The sequence below is a fragment of the Streptomyces sp. 2323.1 genome, from assembly GCF_900221035.1.
Taxonomy (GTDB): domain Bacteria; phylum Actinomycetota; class Actinomycetes; order Streptomycetales; family Streptomycetaceae; genus Streptomyces; species Streptomyces sioyaensis.
In genome coordinates this window covers 871,071-894,602 of the sequence record NZ_LT907981.1, presented here as the reverse complement: position 1 = coordinate 894,602, position 23,532 = coordinate 871,071, and the positions used below count along the sequence as shown (strand labels likewise).

At 72.3% G+C, this 23,532-nt stretch carries 25 protein-coding genes; 15 read left to right on the top strand and 10 right to left on the bottom strand.

Annotated features, from left to right (window positions below; all coding sequences use genetic code 11):
• Positions 1-5: 5 nt before the first annotated feature.
• Entirely contained in the window at positions 6-425 is a 420-nt protein-coding gene (locus CPH93_RS03215) for a hypothetical protein (RefSeq protein WP_093487415.1), read from the bottom strand.
• 209 nt (positions 426-634) lie between these two features.
• On the opposite strand from CPH93_RS03215, the gene CPH93_RS03210 reads away from it, so the two are divergent.
• From CPH93_RS03210 to fxsA, 5 genes are all read left to right on the top strand, one after another.
• Complete coding sequence (locus CPH93_RS03210; protein WP_003984197.1) at positions 635-1,075, top strand: Lrp/AsnC family transcriptional regulator; 441 nt, start codon at positions 635-637, stop codon at positions 1,073-1,075.
• A gap of 56 nt (positions 1,076-1,131) precedes the next feature.
• The gene (locus tag CPH93_RS03205) at positions 1,132-2,820 is read left to right on the top strand and encodes an amidohydrolase (protein ID WP_096211863.1); all 1,689 of its coding nucleotides are present in this window, start codon (positions 1,132-1,134) and stop codon (positions 2,818-2,820) included.
• A gap of 561 nt (positions 2,821-3,381) precedes the next feature.
• On the top strand, positions 3,382-5,055 hold the full coding sequence (lnt, locus tag CPH93_RS03200; protein WP_096211862.1) for an apolipoprotein N-acyltransferase: 1,674 nt from the start codon (positions 3,382-3,384) through the stop codon (positions 5,053-5,055).
• The gene (locus tag CPH93_RS03195) at positions 5,052-5,807 is read left to right on the top strand and encodes a polyprenol monophosphomannose synthase (protein WP_096211861.1); all 756 of its coding nucleotides are present in this window, start codon (positions 5,052-5,054) and stop codon (positions 5,805-5,807) included. Before lnt ends, CPH93_RS03195 begins: the two co-directional genes overlap by 4 nt.
• Before the next feature lie 87 nt (positions 5,808-5,894).
• Complete coding sequence (gene fxsA / locus CPH93_RS03190) at positions 5,895-6,482, top strand: FxsA family membrane protein (RefSeq protein WP_096211860.1); 588 nt, start codon at positions 5,895-5,897, stop codon at positions 6,480-6,482.
• 103 nt (positions 6,483-6,585) lie between these two features.
• On the opposite strand, the gene CPH93_RS03185 is transcribed toward fxsA, so the two are convergent.
• From CPH93_RS03185 to yczE, 3 genes are all read right to left on the bottom strand, one after another.
• Entirely contained in the window at positions 6,586-6,963 is a 378-nt protein-coding gene (locus CPH93_RS03185) for an RNA polymerase-binding protein RbpA (RefSeq protein WP_006601711.1), read from the bottom strand.
• Positions 6,964-7,521: 558 nt separating this feature from the next.
• Positions 7,522-8,322: a glycerophosphodiester phosphodiesterase family protein gene (locus CPH93_RS03180; protein WP_093487423.1), complete on the bottom strand. Its 801-nt coding sequence runs from the start codon at positions 8,320-8,322 to the stop codon at positions 7,522-7,524.
• Positions 8,319-8,996 carry a membrane protein YczE gene (gene yczE / locus CPH93_RS03175; RefSeq protein ID WP_231977159.1) on the bottom strand — a complete coding sequence of 226 codons (678 nt, stop codon included), beginning with the start codon at positions 8,994-8,996 and terminating at the stop codon, positions 8,319-8,321. The genes CPH93_RS03180 and yczE overlap by 4 nt, the downstream gene beginning before the upstream one ends.
• A 107-nt stretch (positions 8,997-9,103) precedes the next feature.
• Here yczE and CPH93_RS03170 point away from each other — a divergent pair, with 107 nt between their 5' ends.
• Positions 9,104-10,609, top strand: coding sequence for an SCO1417 family MocR-like transcription factor (locus CPH93_RS03170; protein WP_093487425.1), 1,506 nt, complete (start codon positions 9,104-9,106; stop codon positions 10,607-10,609).
• Between the two features lie 37 nt (positions 10,610-10,646).
• On the opposite strand, the gene CPH93_RS03165 is transcribed toward CPH93_RS03170, so the two are convergent.
• Both CPH93_RS03165 and CPH93_RS03160 read right to left on the bottom strand, forming a co-directional pair.
• Entirely contained in the window at positions 10,647-12,542 is a 1,896-nt protein-coding gene (locus tag CPH93_RS03165; RefSeq protein ID WP_096211859.1) for a hypothetical protein, read from the bottom strand.
• Positions 12,543-12,733: 191 nt separating this feature from the next.
• On the bottom strand, positions 12,734-12,928 hold the full coding sequence (locus CPH93_RS03160) for a hypothetical protein (protein WP_006601706.1): 195 nt from the start codon (positions 12,926-12,928) through the stop codon (positions 12,734-12,736).
• 195 nt (positions 12,929-13,123) lie between these two features.
• Between CPH93_RS03160 and CPH93_RS03155 the strand changes: the two genes are divergently transcribed.
• The gene (locus CPH93_RS03155; protein WP_096211858.1) at positions 13,124-13,552 is read left to right on the top strand and encodes a YchJ family protein; all 429 of its coding nucleotides are present in this window, start codon (positions 13,124-13,126) and stop codon (positions 13,550-13,552) included.
• A gap of 49 nt (positions 13,553-13,601) precedes the next feature.
• Here CPH93_RS03155 and CPH93_RS03150 read toward each other — a convergent pair whose 3' ends face one another.
• A complete protein-coding gene (locus tag CPH93_RS03150) occupies positions 13,602-13,976 on the bottom strand; it encodes an RNA-binding S4 domain-containing protein (RefSeq protein WP_093487431.1) in 375 nt (124 codons plus the stop codon).
• Positions 13,977-14,023: 47 nt separating this feature from the next.
• Positions 14,024-15,160 carry a non-homologous end joining protein Ku gene (gene ku / locus CPH93_RS03145; protein ID WP_096211857.1) on the bottom strand — a complete coding sequence of 379 codons (1,137 nt, stop codon included), beginning with the start codon at positions 15,158-15,160 and terminating at the stop codon, positions 14,024-14,026.
• Between the two features lie 30 nt (positions 15,161-15,190).
• On the opposite strand from ku, the gene ligD reads away from it, so the two are divergent.
• Both ligD and murJ read left to right on the top strand, forming a co-directional pair.
• The gene (gene ligD, locus CPH93_RS03140) at positions 15,191-16,138 is read left to right on the top strand and encodes a non-homologous end-joining DNA ligase (RefSeq protein WP_096211856.1); all 948 of its coding nucleotides are present in this window, start codon (positions 15,191-15,193) and stop codon (positions 16,136-16,138) included.
• 9 nt (positions 16,139-16,147) lie between these two features.
• Complete coding sequence (gene murJ / locus CPH93_RS03135) at positions 16,148-17,941, top strand: murein biosynthesis integral membrane protein MurJ (RefSeq protein WP_096211855.1); 1,794 nt, start codon at positions 16,148-16,150, stop codon at positions 17,939-17,941.
• A gap of 18 nt (positions 17,942-17,959) precedes the next feature.
• Here murJ and CPH93_RS03130 read toward each other — a convergent pair whose 3' ends face one another.
• Positions 17,960-18,388 (bottom strand): hypothetical protein, encoded by a 429-nt coding sequence (locus CPH93_RS03130; protein WP_096211854.1) that lies wholly within the window; start codon positions 18,386-18,388, stop codon positions 17,960-17,962.
• A gap of 193 nt (positions 18,389-18,581) precedes the next feature.
• On the opposite strand from CPH93_RS03130, the gene CPH93_RS03125 reads away from it, so the two are divergent.
• From CPH93_RS03125 to CPH93_RS03105, 5 genes are all read left to right on the top strand, one after another.
• Positions 18,582-19,211, top strand: a complete 630-nt coding sequence (locus tag CPH93_RS03125) for a class I SAM-dependent methyltransferase (RefSeq protein WP_096211853.1) — start codon at positions 18,582-18,584, stop codon at positions 19,209-19,211.
• A 369-nt stretch (positions 19,212-19,580) separates the two neighbouring features.
• Complete coding sequence (locus CPH93_RS03120) at positions 19,581-19,796, top strand: hypothetical protein (RefSeq protein ID WP_096211852.1); 216 nt, start codon at positions 19,581-19,583, stop codon at positions 19,794-19,796.
• Positions 19,771-20,484, top strand: a complete 714-nt coding sequence (locus CPH93_RS03115; RefSeq protein ID WP_443031428.1) for an endonuclease I family protein — start codon at positions 19,771-19,773, stop codon at positions 20,482-20,484. The genes CPH93_RS03120 and CPH93_RS03115 overlap by 26 nt, the downstream gene beginning before the upstream one ends.
• Positions 20,485-20,623: 139 nt before the next feature.
• Complete coding sequence (locus CPH93_RS03110) at positions 20,624-21,895, top strand: D-alanyl-D-alanine carboxypeptidase family protein (protein WP_231977157.1); 1,272 nt, start codon at positions 20,624-20,626, stop codon at positions 21,893-21,895.
• A 293-nt stretch (positions 21,896-22,188) separates the two neighbouring features.
• Positions 22,189-22,392 carry a cold-shock protein gene (locus CPH93_RS03105; RefSeq protein WP_006601696.1) on the top strand — a complete coding sequence of 68 codons (204 nt, stop codon included), beginning with the start codon at positions 22,189-22,191 and terminating at the stop codon, positions 22,390-22,392.
• A 205-nt stretch (positions 22,393-22,597) separates the two neighbouring features.
• Here the strand turns inward: CPH93_RS03105 and CPH93_RS03100 are convergent, their stop codons facing one another.
• The gene (locus tag CPH93_RS03100) at positions 22,598-22,792 is read right to left on the bottom strand and encodes an antitoxin (protein ID WP_006601695.1); all 195 of its coding nucleotides are present in this window, start codon (positions 22,790-22,792) and stop codon (positions 22,598-22,600) included.
• Positions 22,793-23,150: 358 nt separating this feature from the next.
• On the opposite strand from CPH93_RS03100, the gene CPH93_RS03095 reads away from it, so the two are divergent.
• The gene (locus tag CPH93_RS03095) at positions 23,151-23,474 is read left to right on the top strand and encodes a hypothetical protein (protein WP_096211849.1); all 324 of its coding nucleotides are present in this window, start codon (positions 23,151-23,153) and stop codon (positions 23,472-23,474) included.
• Positions 23,475-23,532 lie beyond the last annotated feature (58 nt).

The following is a 23,532-nucleotide window of genomic DNA, read 5'->3' as shown; positions in this document are numbered from 1 at the left end:
GGCACTCAGGCGCGCGGACGCATCCGCGGCACCCGTACCGGCCGGGTGCCCGGGCCGCCGACGTGCGAGAACGGCTGGCGGCGCCAGTCCAGGCCGGCCGGCAGGGTCAGCAGCACGGCCGCGTCCTGCTCCTGAGGGGTGTCCAGGGTGTCCTCGGTCTCCGGGGCCTCGGACGCCGCCCGGCCGGAGCCCTGGCACACCGTCAGGCCGAACGGGTTCCACGGCGAGGGGCACCGGGCGTGCTCCGGGAGGATGTCCTCGTCCGCCAGCAGCGCGATCGGCTGGCGGCAGTCGGGGCAGGTCACACGGTAGATCTCATAGGTGTCGAACGAGTCGTCCTCGCCCACGGCGCCGAGACTGTCGCCCTCCTGGGCGCCGGCGTTCGCGGCAGCGGAGTCCTGCTTAAGGCGTCGCATGATGTCCATCCCCCTCGGGTGGGCCGATCGGATCGCTGACTTCCTGTGACGGGCGGTCCTGGCCACCACCAGCAATTCCCTTCATGCCGCGCGCATAATCGCGGGCGCCCGGCGGACACCGGTTCACCCATGTGGCATTGGTCACACAACCCGGCGCGAGGGTGTCCACGAGCCGGCGCGCGGTGCGCATCTGCGCCCGCGCGCAGTAGGTTGAACGGGTGGAGGAGTTGGACCGACAAATCGTGGAGCTGCTCGTCAAGGACGGGCGGATGAGCTACACCGACCTGGGCAAGGCCACCGGCCTGTCCACCTCGGCGGTGCACCAGCGGGTGCGCCGCCTGGAACAGCGCGGTGTCATACGGGGCTATGCCGCCATCGTGGACCCCGAAGCCGTGGGCCTGCCGCTCACGGCCTTCATCTCGGTCAAACCCTTCGACCCCAGCGCGCCGGACGACATCGCCGACCGCCTCGCCGAGGTGCCCGAGCTGGAGGCCTGCCACAGCGTCGCCGGCGACGAGAACTACATCCTCAAGGTCCGGGTGGCCACTCCGCTGGAGCTGGAGCATCTGCTCACCCGCATCCGCACCCTGGCCGGCGTCTCCACCCGTACCACCGTCGTGCTCTCCACGCCCTACGAGGCCCGCCCGCCGCGTATCTGACCGTTGATCGCCCCCCGCGCGCGGCCCGCCCCCGCGCAGGGGTCAAACTGTCCGGTATGAGCGAGCACGTTCCCGAACCGACCGGGCAGCACCCTTCCCACCCGGCCAAGCCCCGCACTGTCCTGCTGCGCGGTGGCGAGGTGCACAGCCCCGCGGACCCCTTCGCCACCGCCATGGTCGTGGAGGGTGACCGCATTGCCTGGGTCGGCGAGGAGGGTGCGGCCGACTCCTTCGCCGACGGCGTCGACGAGGTCGTGCAGCTCGACGGTGCGCTGGTCACTCCGGCGTTCACGGACGCACATGTGCACACCACGGCGACCGGGCTGGCGCTCACCGGGCTCGACCTGTCCGGAGCCGGCACCCTGCCCGAGGCGCTGGCCCGGATCCGTGCCTACTCCCACGCCCGCCCCGCGGACCGGGTCCTGCTCGGGCACGGCTGGGACGCCGCTGTCTGGCCCGAGGGCCGGCCGCCGTCCCGCGCCGAGCTGGACGAGGCCGCCGGCGGCCGCCCGCTCTATCTCACCCGCGTCGACGTGCACTCCGCGGTCGTGACGACGGCACTGCTGGATCTGGTCCCCGGCGTGCGCGAACGGACCGGATTCCGCGCCGACGCCCCGCTGACCGGCGACGCCCACCACGCGGTGCGCAAGGCCGCCTACGCCACCCTCACGCCCGCCCAGCGCACCGAGGCCCAGACCGCCGCGCTCGCCCGGGCCGCCGCGCTCGGTATCGGCACCCTCCACGAGTGCGCGGGCCCGGACATCTCCGGCGAGGACGACTTCACCGGGCTGCTCGCCCTGGCCCGGGAGGGGACCGGCCCGCGGGTGGTCGGCTACTGGGCCGAGGCGGTCGCATCCGCAAAGGATGCGCAGCGGATCCGCGAGCTCGGGGCGATCGGCGCCGCAGGCGATCTGTTCGTCGACGGCTCGCTCGGGTCGCACACCGCCCACCTCCACGCCCCGTACGCGGACTCCCCCAGCTCCGCCGGGGGGACCCCCAGCCACACCGGCGTCGCGCACCTGCGGGCCGAGGACGTCGCCGACCATGTCGCCGCCTGCACCGAGGCCGGGCTCCAGGCAGGCTTCCACGCCATCGGGGACGCCGCCCTCACCAGCGTCGTCGACGGCGTACGGGCCGCCGCCGAGCGCGTCGGCCTGGACCGGATCCGCGCCGCCCGGCACCGCGTCGAACACGCCGAGATGCTCACCGAGCGCACCATCGCCGGCTTCGCCGAGCTGGCCTTGACCGCCTCCGTCCAGCCCGCCTTCGACGCGGCCTGGGGCGGCGAGGACGGGATGTACGCCGCCCGCCTGGGCGCCGACCGGGCCCGCACCCTCAACCCGTACGCCGCGCTGCTCAAGGCGGGTGTCCCGCTCGCCCTGGGGTCCGACAGCCCGGTCACCCCGCTCGACCCCTGGGGCACCGTCCGCGCCGCCGTCTTCCACCGCACCCGCGCCCACGGCATCTCCGCGCGCGCCGCGTTCACCGCCCACACCCGCGGCGGCTGGCGCGCCGTCGGCCGGGACGACGCGGGCGTCCTGGTGCCCGGCGCGCCCGCCGACTACGCGGTCTGGCGCACCGGCGAGCTGATCGTCCAGGCGCCCGACGAGCGGGTGGAACGCTGGTCGACCGACCCCCGCTCCGGCACCCCCGGCCTGCCCGATCTCACCCCCGGCAACGACCTCCCGGTGTGCCTGACCACGGTCGTCGGCGGGCGAACGGTCTTCGGGCCGCCGAACGAGTGACATCGCGCGGGCAGGTGCCGCCGCGGACCGTGCTTGGCGCTCCTTGGCTCTTCCGGGGGTGCTCGGGGCTGACCTGGGGCGACGCGAAACGACGCAGGCGGAGCACCTGTTGACAGCAGACGGTCGGCGGCCGGTAGGTTCGGCCGAGTCCACCACAGGACGTCCGACCGGGAGACCTCCGCGCAGTCGTCGAACGCAGCTGGGCCATGGGGCGGTGTGCCACTGGGCACGCCACCACTGGGAGCCAGGTCCAGCACCAGCGGCACGGGGCGACGGAACGTCTCGCCCGATCGGCAGGTGCGACCCGGGTGGGGCCCGGACGCTCAGTAGACAACGGCTCTCGGTCGACCCGCAGCCAGCGGGTCCCAGGTCGGCCCGAAGGGCGCCGGGCCCCTATCCGCACCACGCCGCGGCCCGCCCGCGGCCTTCTACACCTTTTGCGCACGCCGCATCACCTTTTGCGCACCACGCATCACTTTTGTGCACCCCGCGTCCGCAATTCGAGCCTCCCGATGTACGGTCTGCTCACTACCGCACGACCTGCAGGGAAGGCCCGCGACATTGCCATCGGGTTCCGATATCACCGAAGAAGCCGTCAGCGGCACCTCGCCCGACGGCCCGGTGCCGTCCGCCGAGTTGGGCGCCACCGCGGTGACCGCCCGGCCCCGGCGCGCCCGGCGGCTGGCCGCACTGGCCCGCCGTGAGGCGCTGCGCACCGGCCTGGCGGTGGTCTCCGGCCTCGCGCTCGGGCTCGCCTTCCCGCCGTACGACCTGTGGCCGCTGTCCCTGGCGGCGGTCGCCGCGCTGTCACTGCTGACCCGCGGCCGGACCGCGCGCCAGGGTGCCTGGACGGGCTTCGTCTTCGGGCTGCCGTTCTTCCTGATCCTGCTGAAGTGGCTGCATGTCGTCGGCTGGGACGCGGTGGTGGGCCTCTCGATCGCCGAGACGCTCTTCGTGACGCTGCTGGGTGCCGGGCTCGCCGTCACGTCGCGGCTGCCGCTCTGGCCGCTGTGGACCGCCTGTCTGTGGGTCGCCGAGGAGTGGGCCCGCGACCGGCTCCCGTTCGGCGGCTTCCCCTGGGGCCGGCTGGCGTTCGCCCACACCGGCTCGCCGTTCACCCCGCTCGCCGCGCTCGGTGGCGCCCCGCTGGTGACCTTCGCCGTCGCGCTGGCCGCTGCGCTGATCGCCGGCTGCGTCGCCACCCTCTGGGGGCTGCGCGGCAACGGGACCCTGCGCCGGGCCGTGCCGGCCTTCGAGGCGTTCGGGCTCGCCGCCGCTGTCACCCTCGCCGGTCTCGCCGTCCCCGTCCCCACGAAGGCCGACGACACCGCGGACATCGCGATCGTCCAGGGCAATGTCCAGCAGGCCGGTATGGACTTCCTGGGCCGCCCGATGAAGATCCTCGACAACCACGCCACGGCCACCGAGAAGCTCGCCGCGGACATCAAGGCCGGCCGGGCCAAGAAGCCGGACCTGGTCATCTGGCCGGAGAACTCCTCCGACCTCGACCCGTTCCAGTACCCGCAGGCCTACGACCGGATCGACCGGGCCGTGAAGGCCATCGGCGTGCCCGTCCTCGTAGGCGCCCTGGTCGACCACCCCTCCAAGAAGGGGTACGTCTTCAACGAGGGCATCGTCTGGGACCCGAAGAAGGGCCCGGGCGCCTCCTACACCAAGCAGCATCCGGTGCCGTTCGGCGAGTACGTCCCGTTCCGGGAGCAGCTCAGCAAGATCATCACGCGCTTCCAGCGGGTGCCCCGCGACTTCTACCCCGGCAACCACACCGGCGTGCTCCAGCTCGGCCCCGCCCGGCTCGGTGACGTCATCTGCTTCGAGGTCGCCTACGACGAGATCGTGCACGACACCGTCGACGCCGGGGCCCGCGCCCTGGTCATCCAGACCAACAACGCCACCTACGGCCGCACCGGCCAGCCCGAGCAGCAGCTTGCGATGTCCAAGCTGCGCGCCGTCGAACACGGCCGGGCCGTGGTCACCGCGGCCACCAGCGGCATCAGCGCGGTGGTCGCCCCGGACGGCACGGTCACCCACCGCATCCCCGAGTTCACCCAAGGCGTGGTCTCCGCGCGGATCCCGCTGCGCGACGAAACGACGCTCGCCGACCGCGTTGGAGCCGCTCCTGAGTGGGCGCTCGCTATCGTGGGCCTTCTGTCCTGTGCCGCCGCGGTGGTCAGTGGCAGGCGCGGGCGCACGAAGCACGAGAAGGGGCAGCAGTGACAGACGGTCAGCGGCAGTACGGTCCGCTCGGCACCACCTTGGTGATCATTCCGACCTACAACGAGGCGGAGAACATCAAGCCGATCGTCTCGCGGGTGCGGGCCGCCGTGCCCGAGGCGCACGTCCTGGTCGCGGACGACAACAGCCCGGACGGCACCGGCAAGTTCGCCGACGAGCTGGCCGCCGACGACGCGCACGTCCACGTCCTGCACCGCAAGGGCAAGGAAGGCCTCGGCGCCGCCTACCTCGCGGGCTTCCGGTGGGGCATCGACAACGGCTACGGCGTGCTCGTCGAGATGGATGCCGACGGCTCGCACCAGCCCGAGGAACTGCCGCGGCTGCTCACTGCCCTCAAGGGCGCCGATCTCGTCCTCGGCTCGCGCTGGGTGCCCGGTGGCCGCACCGTCAACTGGCCCAAATACCGCCAGCTCATCTCCCGCGGGGGCAGCACCTACTCCCGGTTGGCGCTGGATCTGCCACTGCGCGACCTCACCGGCGGCTACCGGGCCTTTCGCGCGGAGACCCTCAAGGGCCTGGGCCTGGACGAGGTGGCCTCCCAGGGCTACTGCTTCCAGGTCGACCTCGCCCGCCGCGCCGTACAGGCCGGCTTTCACGTCGTCGAGGTCCCGATCACCTTCGTCGAACGGGAACTGGGCGACAGCAAGATGAGCCGCGACATCGTCGTCGAGGCGCTGTGGCGGGTCACCGCCTGGGGGATCGGCTCCCGGGTGGACAAGATCCGCCGCCGCTGACGCCGCCCGCGGGCCGGGACCGTACGGAGTTGTTCCGCCCCGCGACCCTCACGGAGGGCGACGGGACGGGCCAGGCACACTTGAGGCATGACGTTCGGAGCCACGCCCTCGCCGGGTCCCCGGCCACCCCAGCGCTCGCGCGCCCGCCGGTACCTCCCCTTGGGCATCGCCGCCTGGGTGGTGCTGGAGATCTGGCTGCTGACCGTGGTCGCCGAGGCCACCAGCGGACTGACGGTCGCGCTGTTGCTGATCGCCGGAGTGATCGTCGGCGGCTATGTGATCAAGCGGGCCGGCCGCCGCGCCTGGCAGAAGCTCACCGAGAGCATGCAGGGCAGCGGCGACCCGTCGGCCCCCGGCGGCCCCCCGTCGTCCGGCAACGCCACGTCGGGCAGCGGCAATACGCTCCCGATGGCCGGCGGACTGCTGCTGATGGTGCCCGGGCTGGTGTCCGACGCGCTGGGGCTGCTCTGCCTGTTCCCGCCGACCGGGAAGCTGATCCAGCGCCGGACCGAGAAGCTGGTGTCCCGGCGGGCGCAGTACTCGCCGGGCACGTTCGGTGACGCCTTCCAGCAGGCCCGGATGCACCGGCCGGACGGCAAGGTCGTCCAGGGCGAGGTCATCCGCGACGACGAGCCGCCGTCCCCGCGCCGTCAGGACCCGCCGCTGACCGGCTGAGCACCCGGCACCCGGGACGGGGGAGCCGCGGACACGCACAAGGGCCGGGTCACTGCACAGTGCAGTGACCCGGCCCTTGTGCGTGCTCGGTGCAATCCCGCCGTCAGGCGGACTTGCGGTTGGTGTCGCGCGGATGCACGGCAATGTTCATGGTGCCGGAGCGCAGGACGGCCAGCCGTTCGGCCAGCACCTCCTCGAGCTCCTCGCGGGTGCGCCGCTCCATGAGCATGTCCCAGTGCGTACGCGCGGGCTTACCCTTCTTCTCCTCAGGGCCATCGCCATCCACCAGAAGCGAGGGTGCACCGCACACCTTGCACTCCCACTCCGGCGGAATCTCGGCCTCAACCGAGAACGGCATCTCGAATCGATGTCCGTTCTGGCATGCGTACTCCACCGCCTGGCGCGGGGCCAGGTCGATGCCGCGGTCGGTCTCGTAGCTGGTCACCACGAGTCGCGTGCCGCGGAGAGCTCGCTCACTCATGAATCGTGCCTCCCGGGCTTGTCGCCCACAGGACAGGTGTCGCTGTCGTCGTCATCCGGTCAACGTCCGGTCGGCGGTGAAGATTCCCGAATCGGGAGATGCGCCCACCCGTCGCCCACCACCGCCCATGATGGAGGCGCTGCGCGCCGCTGCCTTCCTTCGTGCCGCCCCTTGTTGTACCCACCATTGCCCGGTTTGTCACATCTGGCAGCAGATGTCACCCAGCGCCATACATGGTTGAGCGCGCAGTAACGGTCCGCCTGGTGAGCCAAAGGCGTACACTACCGCCCCGCACGCCCTGGGACTAAATCCGGTCAGGCGCAGGATTTCCGGCCGCCTTGATCGCCCGGCCCACCGGCACCCTTGCCGGCAGGGCAAAACCGATCAAGCCGACGGCCGGACCGGCGCCGGTGACCGGCGCGAAGAACCACACGGGTGCCCCGGCCGGAAGGAAGCAGCCGGCCGCGCTCGTCGGCGAAGACGGTCACCACGGTCGTCGAAGAGACGCCCGTTGGTCCAGTCGTACCACCGGCGCCCCGCTCAGGCCCAGCACCCCGTTCAGACCCAGCACCCCCGCTCGGTCAGTACCGTCCGCAGCGTCTCGATGTCATCCGTCATGATCCCGTCCACGCCCAGGTCGAGCAGTGCGGTCATCCGGTCCGCGTCGTTGACCGTCCAGACGTGGACCTGCATGCCGAGTGCGTGCGCGGCGCGCAGGAACAGCGGATCGACGACCGGGATGCCGGACTGCCGCTCGGGGACCTGTACGCAGACCGCGCTGCGCCGCACCGCCGCGCCCAGCAGCCGGTCGAGCGGCAGCACTCCGCGGCCGTACGAGCGCAGGCGCAGGCCGGCCACGCCGCGGGTGCCGAGCGAGCTCGCCATCTGCCGGCCGGCCAGCAGCTGGGCCCGGGCCACCCGGGCCTCCGAGAACGAACCGACGCACACCCGGTCCCAGGCGTTGGTGCGGCGCAGCAGGTCCAGCAGCGGCGGCAGCGCGGCCTCCGCTTTGAGGTCGACGTTCCAGTGCGCGTCGGGGAACTCCTCCAGGAGCTCCTCGAACAGCGGCAGCGGTTCGCGGCCGGCGACCCGGGCCCGGCGCACCGCCCGCCAGGGGAGCGCTCCGATCGCGCCGCGGGTGTCGGTGACGCGGTCGAGCGTCGGGTCGTGGAAGGCGACGAGGTGTCCGTCCGATGTGGCGTGCACATCGGTCTCCAGATAGCGGTAGCCGAGGGCCACCGCGCGCCGGAAGGCGGCGGCGGTGTTCTCCAGGCCGTCGGCGGCCCCGCCCCGGTGGGCGAAGGGCAGCGGCGCGGGGTGATCGAGATAGGCGTGGCGTGGGCGTATCGCTGAGGTCACTCCGGCAGTATCGCGCGCTCGGGTGAAGTCCCTCCGCGGGCCACCACCGGGGACGGCTCCGCGGTCAGGTCCTTGATCGCGAAGCGGCGGAGGAAGAACTGCGCCAGGGGCCCGATGGCCAGCGCATAGACCACGGTGCCGACGCCGAGGGACCCGCCGAGCAGATAGCCGACCGCGAGCACCGTCACCTCGATGCAGGTCCGCACCAGCCGTACCGGGCGGCCGGTGCGCTGGTGCAGCCCGGTCATCAGCCCGTCGCGCGGCCCCGGGCCGAAGCGGGCGGAGATGTAGAGGCCGGTCGCGGCGCCGTTGAGGACGACGGCGAACGCCAGCAGCGGGATACGGGCGCCCAGTGAGGCCAGCTCCGGCGTCACGGCCATCGTCGCGTCCATCACCAGCCCGAGGATCACCACGTTGGACACCGTGCCCAGCCCGGGGCGCTGGCGCAGCGGGATCCACAGCAGCAGGATCAGCGCGCCGGACACGATGGTGACCGTGCCGATCGTCAGTCCCGTATGCCGGGATATGCCCTGGTTGAGCACGCTCCAGGGCTCCAGCCCCAGGTCCGCGCGGACCATCAGCCCCATGCTCACGCCGTACAGCGCCAGTCCCGTGTACAGCTGGAACAACCGGCGTGCCATCAGGGCCCTCCCCGGGCCGGCTTCCTTGATCATGGACACGACTTTTCCCCCTCCTGGCAGGATTGGACCGACGCGTGACACCATGTGGCATGTCCGGGCTCGGTAAGTAGAGCCAATTCGGCGAAGGTGGACTGATCTTCATGGCTCAGTGGACTTCAGCAGTAGGTGCGCCCCAACTCGCCCGCCTGCTCCGGTCGCAGGACCCGTACGACGCGCAACTCGCGGTCGGCGGGCGCCGGTTGCCCGCCTACCGCAGCCTCGCCGACGGTGTCCGCCTGCTCGTACTGGAAGGCCGGATACCGGTCGCCGCCCGCCTGCCCGCCGAACGCGAGCTGGCCGCGGCCTTCGGCGTCAGCCGCACCACCGTCGCCGCCGCCTACGAAGCGCTGCGGGCCGAGGGCTTCCTGGAGTCCCGGCGTGGCTCGGGCAGTTGGACGGCCGTCCCGGCCGGCAATCCGCTGCCCACCCGTGGTCTGGAACCGCTGCCCCCGGAGGCCGCCGGATCCATGATCGACCTCGGCTGTGCCGCCCTCCCGGCCCCCGAGCCCTGGCTCACCCGCGCCGTCCAGGGCGCCATGGCCGACCTTCCGCTCTACGCCCACACCCACGGCGACTACCCCGCCGGTCTGCCGGTCCTGCGCCAGGCCCTCGCCGACCGCTACACCGCCCGCGGTATCCCCACCATGCCCGAACAGATCATGGTGACCACGGGCGCGATGGGCGCGGTGGCCGCGATCTGCCGGCTGTGTACGAGCCCCGGCGAGCGGGTGGCCGTCGACTCCCCGTCGTATGCCAACATCCTCCAGCTGATGCGGGACGCCGGCGCCCGGCTCGTCCCGGTCGCCCTCGGGGAGCGGCTGGCCGGCTGGGACATCCCCGTCTGGCGCCAGGTGATGCGCGATGCCGCGCCCCGGATGGCCTATGTCGTCGCCGACTTCCACAACCCCACCGGCACCCTCGCCACCGACGACCAGCGCCGCCGCCTGGTCGACGCCGCCAAGTCGGCCGGCACGCTGCTCGTCGTCGACGAGACCATGACCGAACTCGGGCTGGACGAGGACCCCGAGCCGCCGCGGCCGGTGTGCGCCTTCGACCCCGCGGGCAGCGCGGTGATCACCGTCGGCTCGGCGAGCAAGGCGTTCTGGGCCGGGATGCGGATCGGCTGGGTGCGTGCCGCGCCCGACATCATCCGCAGTCTGGTCGCCGCCCGCGCCTACTCCGACCTGGGCTCACCGGTCCTCGAACAGCTCGCCATCGCCTCGCTCCTGAAGAACGGCGGCTGGGAACAGGCCGTCGAGATCCGCCGCGAACAGGCCCGTGAGAATCGCCAGGCGATCGTCGAAGCCCTGCAACGGCACCTCCCCGACTGGGAGTTCAGCGTTCCCCGCGGCGGGCTCACGCTGTGGGCGCGTACCGGCGGACTCTCCGGTTCCAGGATCGCCGAGGCGGGGGAGCGGCTCGGGGTGCGGGTGCCCTCCGGTCCGCGGTTCGGTGTCGACGGTGCCTTCGAGGGCTTCGTACGGCTGCCGTTCACGGTCAGCGGGGCCGTCGCCGACGAGGCCGCGGTCCGGCTGGCCGGCGCCGCGCGGCTGGTCGCGACGGGTGCGCCGGTGGAGACGGAGTCCCGGCACGTTTTCGTGGCCTGACCGCCGGGCGCGTACGGGGCCGCCGGGCGGCCGATCCTCAGCCCTCCGGCCGGGAGGCGTCCGCCGATCCGTTGACCACCCGCGGTTCGCCGCCCTTGCCGTGCGCCGCGCGGACGGCCGCGCCCACCGGTTCGCCGGCGGACCCGTCTTCCCCGTCCTGCGGCGCCCCCTCGGCCGCGGCGGGCCCGCCCGCCGGCTCCGCGGCGGCCGCGCCCCCGGCCTTCCGGGCGTCCACCTTGCGGATGTCCACCGGCTTGCGGACGTCTCCTGCCTTGCCGTCCCCCGCCGTGCGGACGTCCACCGCCTTCCGCGCGCCTCCCGTCTTGGGGGCATCTCCCGCCTTGCGGATGTCCACCGGCCGCGGTGCGTCCACCGGCTCGGCGGGACCGGCTCCGTCGGCCGGGACCGTACGCTCCGGCAGCAGCGCCAGGACGGCCTCGCGGTGCGCCTGGCCGGTGGCGTCGTCGAGCGGGTCGGGGGTGGCCGGCACCTGGAGCCGCAGTACGGGAGCGGTGCCCAGGCGCGCATAGCCGCGCCCCGGCGGCACCTGCGCGACCGGTGTGGTGTGCGGCGGCGCCCCGAGCACCGCCCGTACCTCTTCGGCCGTGGCGGGGCCGAGCACCACCCGGGCCTTGGTGTGCGCCCGCACCGGCTCGCTCAGCAGCTCGGCGCTCTCGAAATGCTCGGCCACGACCACCGTGACGTGGGCGGCCCGGCCGTGCCGCAGCGGCACCTGGAGCCACTGCTGCGGGTCCTCCCGGCCCTCCGCGGACGCGATATGGGCCAGCGCGGTGGGACGGTCCGCGAGGATCCACAGCGGGCGGCGGGTGTCGTCCGGCGCGGGCCGGCCGGCCTGCCGCGCCCGGTTCGCCGCGATCAGCCGCCGCTCGGTCTCGTGGGAGGCCCACTCCAGCGTCGCCAGCGCCCCCGCCAGCCCGCTCTCCACGCCCAGCACGCCACGGCGCCCGGCCAGACACCCGTACTCGCCGGTGCCGCCGCCGTCGATGACCAGCACATCGCCGTGCTCCAGCGCCTGGAGGGCGAGCGAGCGCAGTAGCGTCGTGGCGCCCGTCCCCGGCTGCCCCAGGGCGAGCAGATGCGGTTCGGTGGAGCGCGGGCCGGTACGCCAGACCACCGGCGGAGCATCCCGGGTCTCCTCCCCGCCGGTGACCGGCAGGGTCCGCTGGACGAAATCGGGGTCGGTGAACCCGAGTACCAGCTCGCCCGGCGAGGTGACGAACCGCTGGGCGGCGATGTCGGTGGGCAGCGGGCCCAGGGCGGTCAGGGTGAGCTGATTGGTCAGCTCGTCCCAGGCGAAGTGGTACTCCCGGCCGCGTCCGGCCTTGGCGTACAGCACCTGCTCGATGCGGGCCCGGGCGCCGTCCTCGCCGTCGGTGAAGTACGCCGGGTACTTCAGCTGCAGCCGTTCGAGCCGCCCGCTGTCGTCGAAGGCGTACTCGGGGAAGGCCCGCTCCCAGTCACCGTCCGGCGCGTACAGGGGGCTGGGGTCACCGTCGACGCAGAGGTACGGCACCAGCGCCTCGTACAGCGCCCGCAGCCGCTCGGTCGCGGCCTCGCCGGGGCCGGTCTCCACCGGTGTCCGCTCCCGCCCCGCCCAGGCCCCCGCCCCCATCAGCGTGATCAGGGCGAGCAGCGGGCCGTACGGCACCAGGCACACGACCAGTACGCACGCGCCGACGAAGAAGGCCGTCGGGCCGCGGTGCTCCCTGGGGGTCGCGATCCAGCGTCCACGGCCGGCCGCGCCCAGCCGGCGCAGCCCCCGGGCGATGATGATCAGCGGGTGGAACACATCGGAGGCGCTCTCGGCGGCGGTGCGCGCCAGTTCGCGACTGCGGGCGAGGGAGGCGCTGTTGGTCATGCGGGCGAGGGGTTGGCCGCTGGTCAGGATGCGGGGCAGGGGGCGCCGGGCCACGTCTTCTCCTGTTGCTCGTGCGGTGGTCGTGAGGGCTCGGCGTGGGCGGCGAGCCGGGGAGCGTGCTGCACACGGAGCCGCCCGGACGGGAGCAGGCGCGGCCCGTACGGGCGGGACCGGCGGGGTGTGGGGCCGGGGTGGGGTGCGGGACCGGTGGGGGTGGCGCCGGACGAGGACTCCGGACGGACGGGCTAGATCTTGATCCCCCCGAGGAGGTTGGCCAGGCTCGCCCCGCCGGCCTTGATGCTGGGCGCGATGGCGGAGCTGGCGAGGTAGAACCCGAAGAGCGCGGAGACCAGGGCGTGGGACAGCTTCAGGCCGTCTTTGCGGAAGAAGAGGAAGACGATGACACCGAGCAGGACGACGCCGGAAATGGACAGAATCATGGGGGTTCTCTCCTGGGTGGTGGGGACGGTCACCATGAGTTCTTCCAGCCTCACAGCACGGATCAAGCCACCAAAAGCTGCAAATGGGTGATTTATCGTTGAAATTCCCTAAATGGGCGCAGCTTCTGCGTGGGCCGCTCCAGCGGACGCCCGGTGTGTCGCGGACCGCTCCGTCCCACCCGGCACAATCGTGGGGTGCCGAAACCGAAGAACACGCCCCGCCGCCCGGCCCCCGTCGCCCCCGCCGCGCCCTGCCCCTGCGGACGCGCCGCGACCTACGGCGACTGCTGCGCCGCCTTCCACGAGGGGCGGGCCACCGCCCCGACCGCGGAGCGCCTGATGCGCTCGCGGTACAGCGCCTTCGCCGTCGGTGACACCGGATATCTGCTGCGCACCTGGCACCCGACGACCCGGCCGGGCAGCCTCGACCTCGACCCGGCGCAGCGGTGGACCGGACTCGACATCCTCGGCACGACGGGCGGCAGCGCCTTCCACACCGAAGGCACCGTGGAATTCCGCGCGCACTACACCGTGCACGGCCACGCGGACAGCCAGTACGAGCACAGCCGCTTCGTCCGCGAGGCCGGCCAGTGGGTCTATCTCGACGCGCTGCCGCCGGCCTAGGCATGTCTCCGCGGGCCGCCGGGCGGCGTGGATCCGCGGACCGGTCCCTTCAGTGCCCGCGCAGCTGGTCGATCTCGCGGCGCTCGCGCTTGGTGGGGCGGCCGGCGCCGCGGTCGCGAAGCGCGATCACCGGGACCTCCTCGCGCGGTGGGGCCGGCGGCGAGTTGTCGACGTAGCACTCCGCGGCGATGGCCGCGCCCACCCGCTTGCGCACCAGCCGCGAGACCACCACGATCCGCTCCCGGCCCGCGTGCCGCAGCCGCACCTCGTCGCCGTTGTGTACACCGTGCGCCGGCTTCACCCGTTCACCGTTGACCCGTACGTGGCCCGCACGACAGGCCGCCGCGGCCAGCGAGCGCGTCTTGGTGAGCCGTACGGACCAGATCCAGCTGTCGATGCGGGTGGTCCCCTCGTCTGAAGCCATACCCCGACTCTAGAACGGGCGCCCACGGGAGAGGCGGCCCGACGGCCCTACGCGGACGACCGCTTGCCCGTTTTCTTGGCCGTGGTCTTCTTGGCGGCGGTCTTTTTGGTGGTGCTCTTCGACGCGGACTTCCCGGAGGAGGCGGCCGCGGTGCCGCGGGAGGCCGTGGACTTTCCGGTGGCCGAGGCTGCCTTCGTCCGCCCGCCGGCGGCCTTCGGCGCGGTCGCGGACTTCTTCGCCGCCGTCTTCTTCGCGGGGGCCTTCTTCGTGCCGGCCGCGCCGGTCTTCCGGGCCGTGGCCTGCTGCGTCGTACCGCTCTTCTTGGCGGCGCTCTTCGCCGCGGACTTCTTCGCGGCCTTGCGTCCCCGCAGGGGGGTCACGGACGCCGGCTCCGCCTCCGTGCCGGTGTCCCCGCCCTGCGCCGCCCGCACGCTCTTCTCCAGGGCCGCCGTCAGATCGATGACCTGGGCGCCGGACGCGGCTGCCGCGGGGGCGACCGGCTCCTCGCCCTCCAGCTTGGCGGCGACCAGCTCCTCGACGGCCTCGCGGTAGTCGTCGTGGAGTTCGGCGGGGTCCAGCTCGCCGAGGGAGTCCATCAGGGTCTCGGCCAGCGTCATCTCGTTCTCGCGGATCTCGACGTCGTCGGGCACCACCTCGGTGGCGGGCCGGATCTGATCCGGCCACAGCAGCTGATGCATCACCAGTGCCCCGTCGTGCGCCCGCAGCATCGCCAGCGACTCCCGGCCCCGCATCGCCACCTTGCCGATCGCGACCTTCCGATGGTGTTCCAGCGCCTCCCGCAGCAGCGTGTACGGCTTGGCGGCGGATGCTCCGTTGGGCGCCAGGTAGTACGACTTGTCCATCTGGAGCGGGTCGATCTCGGTGGGGTCGACGAACGACAGGATCGACAGCGTCTTGGCGGTCGGCATCGGCAGCCGGGACAGATCGTCGTCGGTGATCGGCACGATGGTGTCGTCGCCGGGCGGCTGATAGCCCTTGCCGACCTCCTCGTTCGGGACCTCGTTGCCGTCCAGCTCACAGATCTTCCGGTACTGGACCGGCGCACCGTCCTTCTCGTGAATGCGCACGAAGGAGACCGACGAGGTGCGGTCGGTGGCGCTGTAGGTCTTCACCGGGATGGTGACCAGGCCAAACGATATGGACCCATTCCAGATAGAACGCATCTTTCATCCCTTGTGTGGGATTCTCATGGTATGTCGCCGATCACCGTCGTGGAGGGGCGGCGCCTCTCGCTGACCAACCTGGACAAGGTCCTCTATCCGGGGACCGGCACCACCAAGGGTGAGGTGCTGCACTACTGCACCACCACCGCAGGTCCGCTGCTCAGCCACCTCCGCGACCGGCCGCTGTCCTTCCTGCGCTACCCCGACGGGCCGGACGGCCAGCGCTTTTTCACCAAGAACGTGCCGCCCGGCGCACCCTCCTGGGTGAAGACATGCGAGGTCCCCCATTCGACGTCCGGGCCCACCCGCCAGGTCCTGCTGCAGGACCTGCCCTCGCTCGTCTGGGCCGCGAACCTGGTCGTCGAGCTGCACACCCCGCAGTGGACGTACCGGGCGCCGGGCATCGCCGACCGGCTCGTCTTCGACCTCGACCCCGGGGCCCCGGCCACCATCGTGGAATGCTGCACCGCGGCCCAGTGGCTGCACGACCGGCTGGCGGCCGACGGCCTGGACGTCCACGCCAAGACCAGCGGGGCCAAGGGCCTGCACCTCGTCGTGCCCGTCGAGCCCGTCCCGGCCGGGCGGACCACCGCCTACGCCAAGGCCCTCGCCGTCGAGGCCGCGGCGGCCCTCCCGGAACTCGTCGTGCACAAGATGACCAAGACGCTGCGCCCCGGCAAGGTCTTCATCGACTTCTCCCAGAACGCCGCCGCCAAGACCACCGCGGCCGCCTACACCCTGCGGGCCCGCGACACCCCCACCGTCTCCGCCCCGGTCACCTGGGACGAGATCGCCGACTGCACCGACCCGCAGCAGCTCACCTTCCTCTTCGGCGAGATCGCCCCGCGCCTCGCCCGCCACGGCGATCTGCTCGCCCCGCTCCTCGACCCGGACCGCGCCCGCCCGCTGCCCGCCGCGCGGCCGTCCCGTGCGCGGGCGACGCCGCAGCGGTCCAGGTCCGCCCGTGATTCCCCGTAGATTGGCGGAATGCTGGAGGGGACACCACACACACCGCACACATCACACACACCGCACGACACGCTGGCGCTGCGGCTGCCGGATCGCCGGGCCGACGACGAGATAGCCGGCGAGGGGCCGGGGCCCGGCGGCGAGGGGGACGGGGAAGGCCGTACGCCGCAGCCGGGGCGGGGACGGCCCGCCGCGGGCAAGGGGGAGGGCGAGGGCGCCGGGCTGCGACGCTCCTCGCTCCTGATGGCGCTGGGGACCGTGGTCTCCCGGGCCACCGGAATGATCCGCTTGATGCTCCAGGCGGGCGCACTCGGCACCGGACTGCTCGCCACCACGTACAACATGGCCAATGTCATCCCGGTGAGCATCTACACCCTGATGATCGGCGGCGCGCTCAACTCGGTGCTGGTGCCGCAGCTGGTACGGGCCAGGGCCGAGCACCCGGACGGCGGCCGCGCCTATGAACAACGCCTGGTCACCCTGGTCCTGAGCGTCCTCGCGGCCGGTACCGTGCTGTCGGTCTGGGCCGCGCCGCAGATCGTCGCCCTCTATACGAGCGACACCCCCAAGAACCACGCCGCCTTCGAGCTCACCGTGGTCTTCGCCCGCTTTCTGCTGCCGCAGATCTTCTTCTACGGCCTGTTCTTCATCCTCGGCCAAGTCCTCAACGCCCGGAACAAGTTCGGCGCGATGATGTGGACACCGGTGCTCAACAACGTCGTGCTGATCACGATGTTCGGCCTCTACCTCGGCCTGCTGGCCGGCCCGGACCGTATCGAGGACATCACCCCGGGCCAGATCGATTTCCTGGGCCTCGTCACCACGGGCGGTATCGCCGTCCAGGGCCTGGCCCTGATCCCCTTCGTCCGCGCATCCGGCTTCCGCTTCCGGCCGCGCTTCGACTGGCGCGGCAGCGGTCTGCGCAAGAGCATCGCGGCCGCCCGGTGGACGCTGCTGCTGGTGCTCGCCAACCTGGCCGCGATGACCGTCGTCACCCACTTCGCCGGCGCCGCGGACCAGCAACTCCCCACCGGGGGCGTCGGATACACCGCCTACACCTTCGCGCAGGGCATCTGGGTGCTGCCGCAGTCGATCGTCACCGTCTCGCTGGTGACCGCGCTGCTGCCACGGATGAGTCGGGCGGTCGCCGAACACCGCCTGGACGACATGCGGGCCGATCTCTCCCACGGGCTGCGGATCAGCGGGGTCCTCATCGTCCCGGCCGCCTTCTTCTTCCTCGCGCTCGGCCCGCAGACCGCCCAACTCCTGTTCGCGCACGGCGCCGTGGACGCGGCCTCGGCCGTGCCCGCCGGGCAGATGCTGCAGGCCTTCGGGCTCGGGCTGATCCCGTTCTCCGCCCAGTACCTGCTGCTGCGCGGCTTCTACGCCTTCGAGGACACCCGTACGCCGTTCTGGACGGCGCTGTGCATCGCCGCCGTCAACATCGGCCTGGCCGCCGCCTGCCACCTCTGGCTGCCCGCCCGCTGGGCGGTCATCGGGATGGCCGCCGCCTACGCCGTCGCCTACGGAATCGGGCTGCTGCTCACCGTGGTGCTGCTGCGCCGCCGGCTCGCCGGCCGCCTCGACGGCCGGCGGCTGTGTCGCACCTACGGCAAGTTGGCCCTCTCCGCGGCCGCGGCCGCCGCGCTGGGCCGGCTCGTGGCCGGTGCCTGCTCCGGTGTGTCCGTCCCGGCGGGCTGGGCCTCCGTGCCTGCCCTGGCCGCCGGCGGGCTCACCATGGCGCTGGCCTTCGTGCTCCTGGCCCGCGTCCTGAAGATCGCTGAGCTGCGCAGTCTGCCCGGTCTGCGCTGACCCGGGCAGCGCGCTCCGTCACACCGCTCGGGGCCGCGGCCAGGACGCCCGGGCGGCGGCCCCGAGCCAGCCGATGACGGCGGCGACCGTGGTGTCGCCGAGGCTCGCGATCTCCGCCAGGGCCGTCAGATCGCCGTCGGCGGGAGCGACGCCCGCCGCGGTGAGCGCGGCCTGGAGCTCCTGCCGGCGGCGGTCGGGCATCGCCACCGGCCCCTGCCGCTGCTCCTCGGGGCGCGGCGGAGCCGGCGGCCGATCCTGCGGGAGCAGCGGCTCGAAGTGCAGCCGGTCCTCCGGGCGGGGCGGCGGGAGAACGGGGTCTGCGCGGTACGCGGACGGGCGCTCCTGCGGGTTCGCCGGCGCACCGAGACGCTCCTCGGGGCGCGGGGGAGCGAGCACATAGCCCGGCGTGGCACCGTACGGCGGGGGAGTGGGGCGGTACTGCGACATGGGGGCCTCCACAACTCACGGTCCGAAGGGTTCGAGGGGATTCGGGGAATTCGGGGGATCGGTGGGGTTCGGGGCATTCGATGAACAAGCTGTCAGTTCTTCGGAAGCCGGACCGTGCCCGTCCGGTTGCGAGTGAGGTGCGAGTTCACCCGATAAGGCCAAAGTGCGCCGGTTGTTTCGTTAGCGTGGCCGAATGCCGAGCCCGGAAGAACTGCCGAACCCGTACTGGAATCACAATGTGCACTATCACCGGCTCGTGCTGGACGCCGTGCCGGACGGCTGCACCCGCGCGCTGGACATCGGATGCGGCGATGGCCTGCTGGCCCGCAAACTCGCGCGGCGGATTCCCGAGGTGACCGGCGTGGACCGCTCGCCGGCAATGATCCGGCTGGCCCGCGAGGCCGGGGCCCGGACCCCGAATGCCACCTTCGTCGAGGCGGACTTCATGACGGCGGCGGACGGCGTTCTTCCCGGCCCCTACGACTTCCTCTCCGTCGTGGCCGTCCTCCATCACCTGGACTTCGCGGCCGCGGTCCGCCGGATGGCCGACCTGCTCGCGCCCGGCGGGCGCCTCGTCGTCATCGGCCTGGCGAACAACGGGACGCCGCTGGACTGGCTCATCAGCGTGGCGGGCCTCCCCGCCTCCTTGTTCCTCGCCCGTCGCCACCGCGGCAAGTCCGAACCGTCGGGCCTGCCGATGCAGGATCCCGACATGACATGGGGTGAGATCCGGCGCGCGGCACAGGACATGCTGCCGGGCAGCCGCGTCCGCCGCCATCTGCTGTGGCGCTATGCGTGGGTGTGGGACAAGCCAGGTTCCTGAATGCGGTCGGTCGGGGTGGTGAGCGGGGCGTCAACTCGCCGGCGCTGGCCGCGCTTTTCCTTCCCCGCGACGGGATGGACCGAGTGCGCATGAGGCCCTGGCCCACCGGTGGCAGGCGGGCGCCGGCGTTCCCGGGCCCCGAACATCGCGTATTCCCCGCGTTCCTGACGGGGTATCGACGGCAGTGCTGCGTTTTCGGGGGAATTCAGTGATTGCCACGGAGTGGACACATAACCCTCCCCAGCTGTTCACACCGTGGTGATTCCTGCAATGGAAAGCTGCCTGCGGCCGTGTTTCCCAACGGCCGGCGCGGGTCGCGCCCCCACATTTCGCGACTCGGCGCCACAATTCGGGGAGAGGACACCCTTCGTGGACACCACTCGCGTGACCCGTCGCGCCCGTACCGCCCTGGCGCTCGCCACCGGAACGGTGCTGACGGCGGTGGTCGTACAGATCCCGGCCAGTGCGACGGCCACCGTGCCCGCACACCGCGCTGCCGCTGCCGCACCCATCGCCCCGCACTCATCCCATTCGCTCAGGGAATTTGACGCCACGTCGCATGACGTCACGTCGTATGACGACTGACGACACGTACTACAAGGACGCCCTCGGCAAGACCGGCCCGGCGCTCAAGGAATCACTGCACCGGATCATCAGCACCACCCAGACCGGAAAGCTGACCTACGACGAGGTCTGGGACGCGCTCAAGGACACCGACCAGGACCCGGCCAACAGTGCGAACGTGATTCTGCTGTACTCCGGCCGGTCGGCGAGCAAGAACGCCAACGGCGGCGGTCCGGACGACTGGAACCGCGAACACGTCTGGGCGAAGTCCCACGGCGACTTCGGTACCGACACCGGCCCCGGCACCGACCTCCACCACCTGCGCCCGGCCAATGTCTCCGTCAACAGCGCCCGCGGCGACAAGGACTTCGACAAGGGCGGTACGGAGGTCCCCGAGGCGCCGGGCAACTTCACCGACGACGACTCCTTCGAGCCCCGGGACGCGGTCAAGGGCGATGTCGCCCGCATGATCCTCTACATGGCCGTCCGTTACGACGGCGGCGACGGCTTCCCGGACCTGGAGCCCAACGACAAGGTCGGCAACGGCACCGAGCCGCACATCGGCAAGCTCTCCGTACTGAAGCAGTGGAGCAAGCAGGACCCGCCGGACACCTTTGAGAAGCACCGCAACCAGGTGATATTCGACAAGTACCAGCACAACCGGAACCCGTTCATCGACCACCCGGAGTGGGTCGACGAGATCTGGTAACCGGCATCCGGCCGCGCGGGCCGGGACCGGCGGACTGACCGCCGGTCCCGGCCCGCCGCGTACGGCAGTCGGGGCGCCCGCACATCGGATGGCGTATGCCAGACGGCGCCACGCCCGGGTCGTTTTTAGCGTGAGCCACATGTCTCGCGTGAGTTGGGTCCCCGTCAGAGTCGCCACCACCGCCACCCTTTGTGCCGCCGGCCTGTGGGCCGTGCCCGGCCAGGCAGCCGCCGATGGCCCGAACGGCATCGACGACCTGCGGCCCGGAGCGCACCTGGTCGATCCGGCCGTTGCCGAGAACGGGCTGGACCGGCGCGGCGTGCAGTTCCTGCCCCGGGCGGACGCGCCCGAGCCACCGGATGTCTCCGCCCTGTCCTGGATGGTGACGGACATGGCGAGCGGCAAGGTGCTGGCGGCCAAGAACGCCCACCGGCCCCTGCCGCCCGCCAGCACTCTCAAGACGCTCTTCGCCGTGACGGTGCTGCCGAAGTTCGCCCAGGGGGAGGTGCACACCGTCTCGCTGGCGGACCTGTCCGGTATCGAGGCCGGGAGTTCGCTCGCCGGCCTCAGGGAGGACATGCCCTACCACGTCGATGACCTGTGGCGTGGCGTCTTCCTGCGCTCGGGCAGCGATGCCGTCCACACCCTGGCCGCCATGAACGGCGGCTGGAACAAGACCATCGACGACATGCAGGAGACCGCACACCGCCTCGGCGCCCGCGACACGCGGGTGGAGTCGGCCGACGGGTTCGACACGCCGGGCCAGGTCTCCTCGGCCTACGACCTGACGCTCTTCGGGCGGGCCGGTCTGCACAACCCGGACTTCGCCGACTTCGCGGCGACCAAGCAGGCACAGCTTCCGCAGGACGGCGGACCGGACTCGTTCGGCATCCAGAACACCAACCGGCTGCTGGTCGGCTCACACGGCGTCAGGCCGTACGACGGGCTGATCGGGGTGAAGAACGGCTACACCAGCCACGCCGGCAACACCCTGATCGCCGCGGCCCGGCGTGATGGGCGGACGCTGCTGGTCACCCTCATGAACCCGCAGTCCGGGGCTCCGAACGCCGTCTACGAGGAAACCCGCGCCCTGCTGGACTGGGGCTTCGAGGCGGCCGCGCGCACCACGCCCGTCGGCGCGCTCCCCGCCTGGTCGCCCGGCGATGCCGACGGCGGATCGGAGCATGTCGCCCACGAGCGGCAGCCCGCCCTGCACAAGGCGGCGATCGGGGCGCAGACGGACGCCGGATGGCAGGGGCAGTACTGGTGGATGCTGTCGGCCGTCGGGGCCGTCGCCGCCGCGGGCCTCGGTACCGGGGTGTGGTGGCGCCGGCGCAAGCTGAGCGCGACCGCTCCGGCGCCCGCGACCGCGACCGAGAGCGAGAGCGGGGAGAGCGGGGAGTCCGACTGAGGCCGCCGCCCGCACCGCCTGGCCGTCGTACACCCGTCCGATCGGTCAGGGATACGGAGGACGGGCGATGGCCTTGGCCGGTGAAGGGCGACGCGTCCGTCATGGTTGTGCGGCCTGCCGGGGGTTGCTCGGTGTAGCGTCCTGATCAGCTGTCGTGGTTCCGAAGTGCCGGACGCCCGTGTCGCATTCACGGGCGTCCTTGCTGTGTAGCGCGTCTCCGGACCAGGGCGATCACCTCCGGGTTCCGCAGCTCGCGGAAGCCGACTCAAGCCCATTGAACGAAGGAGACGGACATGGCTTCCGGCACGGTGAAGTGGTTCAACTCGGAGAAAGGCTTCGGCTTTATCGCACAGGACGGCGGCGGTGCCGACGTCTTCGCGCACTACTCGAACATCGACGCCACGGGCTTCCGCGAGCTGCAAGAGGGCCAGAAGGTGACCTTCGAGGTCACCCAGGGGCACAAGGGCCCCCAGGCGGAGAAGATCCGGCTGGCGTAGTCGCGGATTCGCCCCTCGGTGCCCGCTCCCGATCCCGGGGCGGGCACCGTCGCATGCGCTACGGCGCCGCCCTCACCCCATCGGCCCCGTCCACCGGCACCCCGTGGGCGCGGGGGCACCGGGCGCGGGCCGGCCGGATGGCGCGGTGCTCATCCGTGCGGCGTACGGCGGAGCGGCGGAAGGTGACCGCCGCCGGGCGGGCCGCTCAGGTCTGCGGTGGCCGGTCCTGGCCCGGTCCGCCGCCGAACTCGTCCCTGAGCTTCTCCTGGCCCGTGTCGACCTGGCCCTTGTACTTGCCCTGGGTCTTGTCGTCGACCATGTCGCCGGCCTTTTCGACGCCCTTGTCGGTCTGGCTTTCGTGGCCCTTCAGCATGCTCTTGATCTTGTCCATCATGGACATGAGTCGTCCTCCTCACCACGATCCCCCACGACTCCAGCATCGTCCTGTCCCGGGGGATCTGCATCAGGGGGCCCGGCAGGGCGCCCGCTGCCGGGGTAGGGCGCCGGTGAGGCGGTGAATTCCCGGCTGCCGGAAGCCCCCGGCGCCGTGTTGCCCCGGTGTCCGGGGGTGCAGCGGCATCGCCACGGGAAACGGACGGCTCCTGCCGTGGCGCGCAGCGGCGGAGGGGCCCGCGTCCCCGTTGCCCGTCGGAGGCTCCCGCCCACCCGGGTGGAGCAGTGGCCCGGCGGAAATTCCCCGGAACTGCCATCGGCCCGCTCGACGGGCACGGCGTCGCGGTCCGGCTGAGAATGCAGCGGTGAGCGATGAACACCGCAGTGCCGAAGACGCCGCGCCGCGCGCCGTGCCGTGTGACGAGGACCGACGGCTCGCCAGGAAGGCACTGGCCGGCCATGCGCGGAACGCGGACGACCTGTCGATGTTGATGGACATGCTGGGCCTGGACCCGAGCCGTGACGCGGACGCCGAGCCGCCCTGCTGCCAGGATCCGGGCCATGGCCACGAGTGTGGCGGTGGCCAGGGGGCCGGGCGGGGCGCCGGCCGTGAGCGTGAGCGGCGGCCCGAGCCACGCCGCGACACCTGCCGGGACGCCCGGTCACGCTCGGGCGGGCCGCGGGGATAGGTGGCGGCCAGGGCCCTGCGTCACCCGCGCGGCGGCACGCCGGGCGTCCGCCCGCTCA

Coding starts and splice junctions, on each gene's coding strand:
- CPH93_RS03215 (WP_093487415.1), bottom strand. CDS start 425: ATGGACATCATGCGACGCCTTAAGCAGGACTCCGCTGCCGCGAACGCC.
- CPH93_RS03205 (WP_096211863.1), top strand. CDS start 1,132: ATGAGCGAGCACGTTCCCGAACCGACCGGGCAGCACCCTTCCCACCCG.
- fxsA (WP_096211860.1), top strand. CDS start 5,895: ATGACGTTCGGAGCCACGCCCTCGCCGGGTCCCCGGCCACCCCAGCGC.
- CPH93_RS03185 (WP_006601711.1), bottom strand. CDS start 6,963: ATGAGTGAGCGAGCTCTCCGCGGCACGCGACTCGTGGTGACCAGCTAC.
- yczE (WP_231977159.1), bottom strand. CDS start 8,996: ATGATCAAGGAAGCCGGCCCGGGGAGGGCCCTGATGGCACGCCGGTTG.
- CPH93_RS03170 (WP_093487425.1), top strand. CDS start 9,104: ATGGCTCAGTGGACTTCAGCAGTAGGTGCGCCCCAACTCGCCCGCCTG.
- CPH93_RS03160 (WP_006601706.1), bottom strand. CDS start 12,928: ATGATTCTGTCCATTTCCGGCGTCGTCCTGCTCGGTGTCATCGTCTTC.
- CPH93_RS03150 (WP_093487431.1), bottom strand. CDS start 13,976: ATGGCTTCAGACGAGGGGACCACCCGCATCGACAGCTGGATCTGGTCC.
- ku (WP_096211857.1), bottom strand. CDS start 15,160: ATGCGTTCTATCTGGAATGGGTCCATATCGTTTGGCCTGGTCACCATC.
- ligD (WP_096211856.1), top strand. CDS start 15,191: ATGTCGCCGATCACCGTCGTGGAGGGGCGGCGCCTCTCGCTGACCAAC.
- murJ (WP_096211855.1), top strand. CDS start 16,148: ATGCTGGAGGGGACACCACACACACCGCACACATCACACACACCGCAC.
- CPH93_RS03130 (WP_096211854.1), bottom strand. CDS start 18,388: ATGTCGCAGTACCGCCCCACTCCCCCGCCGTACGGTGCCACGCCGGGC.
- CPH93_RS03125 (WP_096211853.1), top strand. CDS start 18,582: ATGCCGAGCCCGGAAGAACTGCCGAACCCGTACTGGAATCACAATGTG.
- CPH93_RS03115 (WP_443031428.1), top strand. CDS start 19,771: ATGACGTCACGTCGTATGACGACTGACGACACGTACTACAAGGACGCC.
- CPH93_RS03110 (WP_231977157.1), top strand. CDS start 20,624: ATGTCTCGCGTGAGTTGGGTCCCCGTCAGAGTCGCCACCACCGCCACC.
- CPH93_RS03105 (WP_006601696.1), top strand. CDS start 22,189: ATGGCTTCCGGCACGGTGAAGTGGTTCAACTCGGAGAAAGGCTTCGGC.
- CPH93_RS03100 (WP_006601695.1), bottom strand. CDS start 22,792: ATGTCCATGATGGACAAGATCAAGAGCATGCTGAAGGGCCACGAAAGC.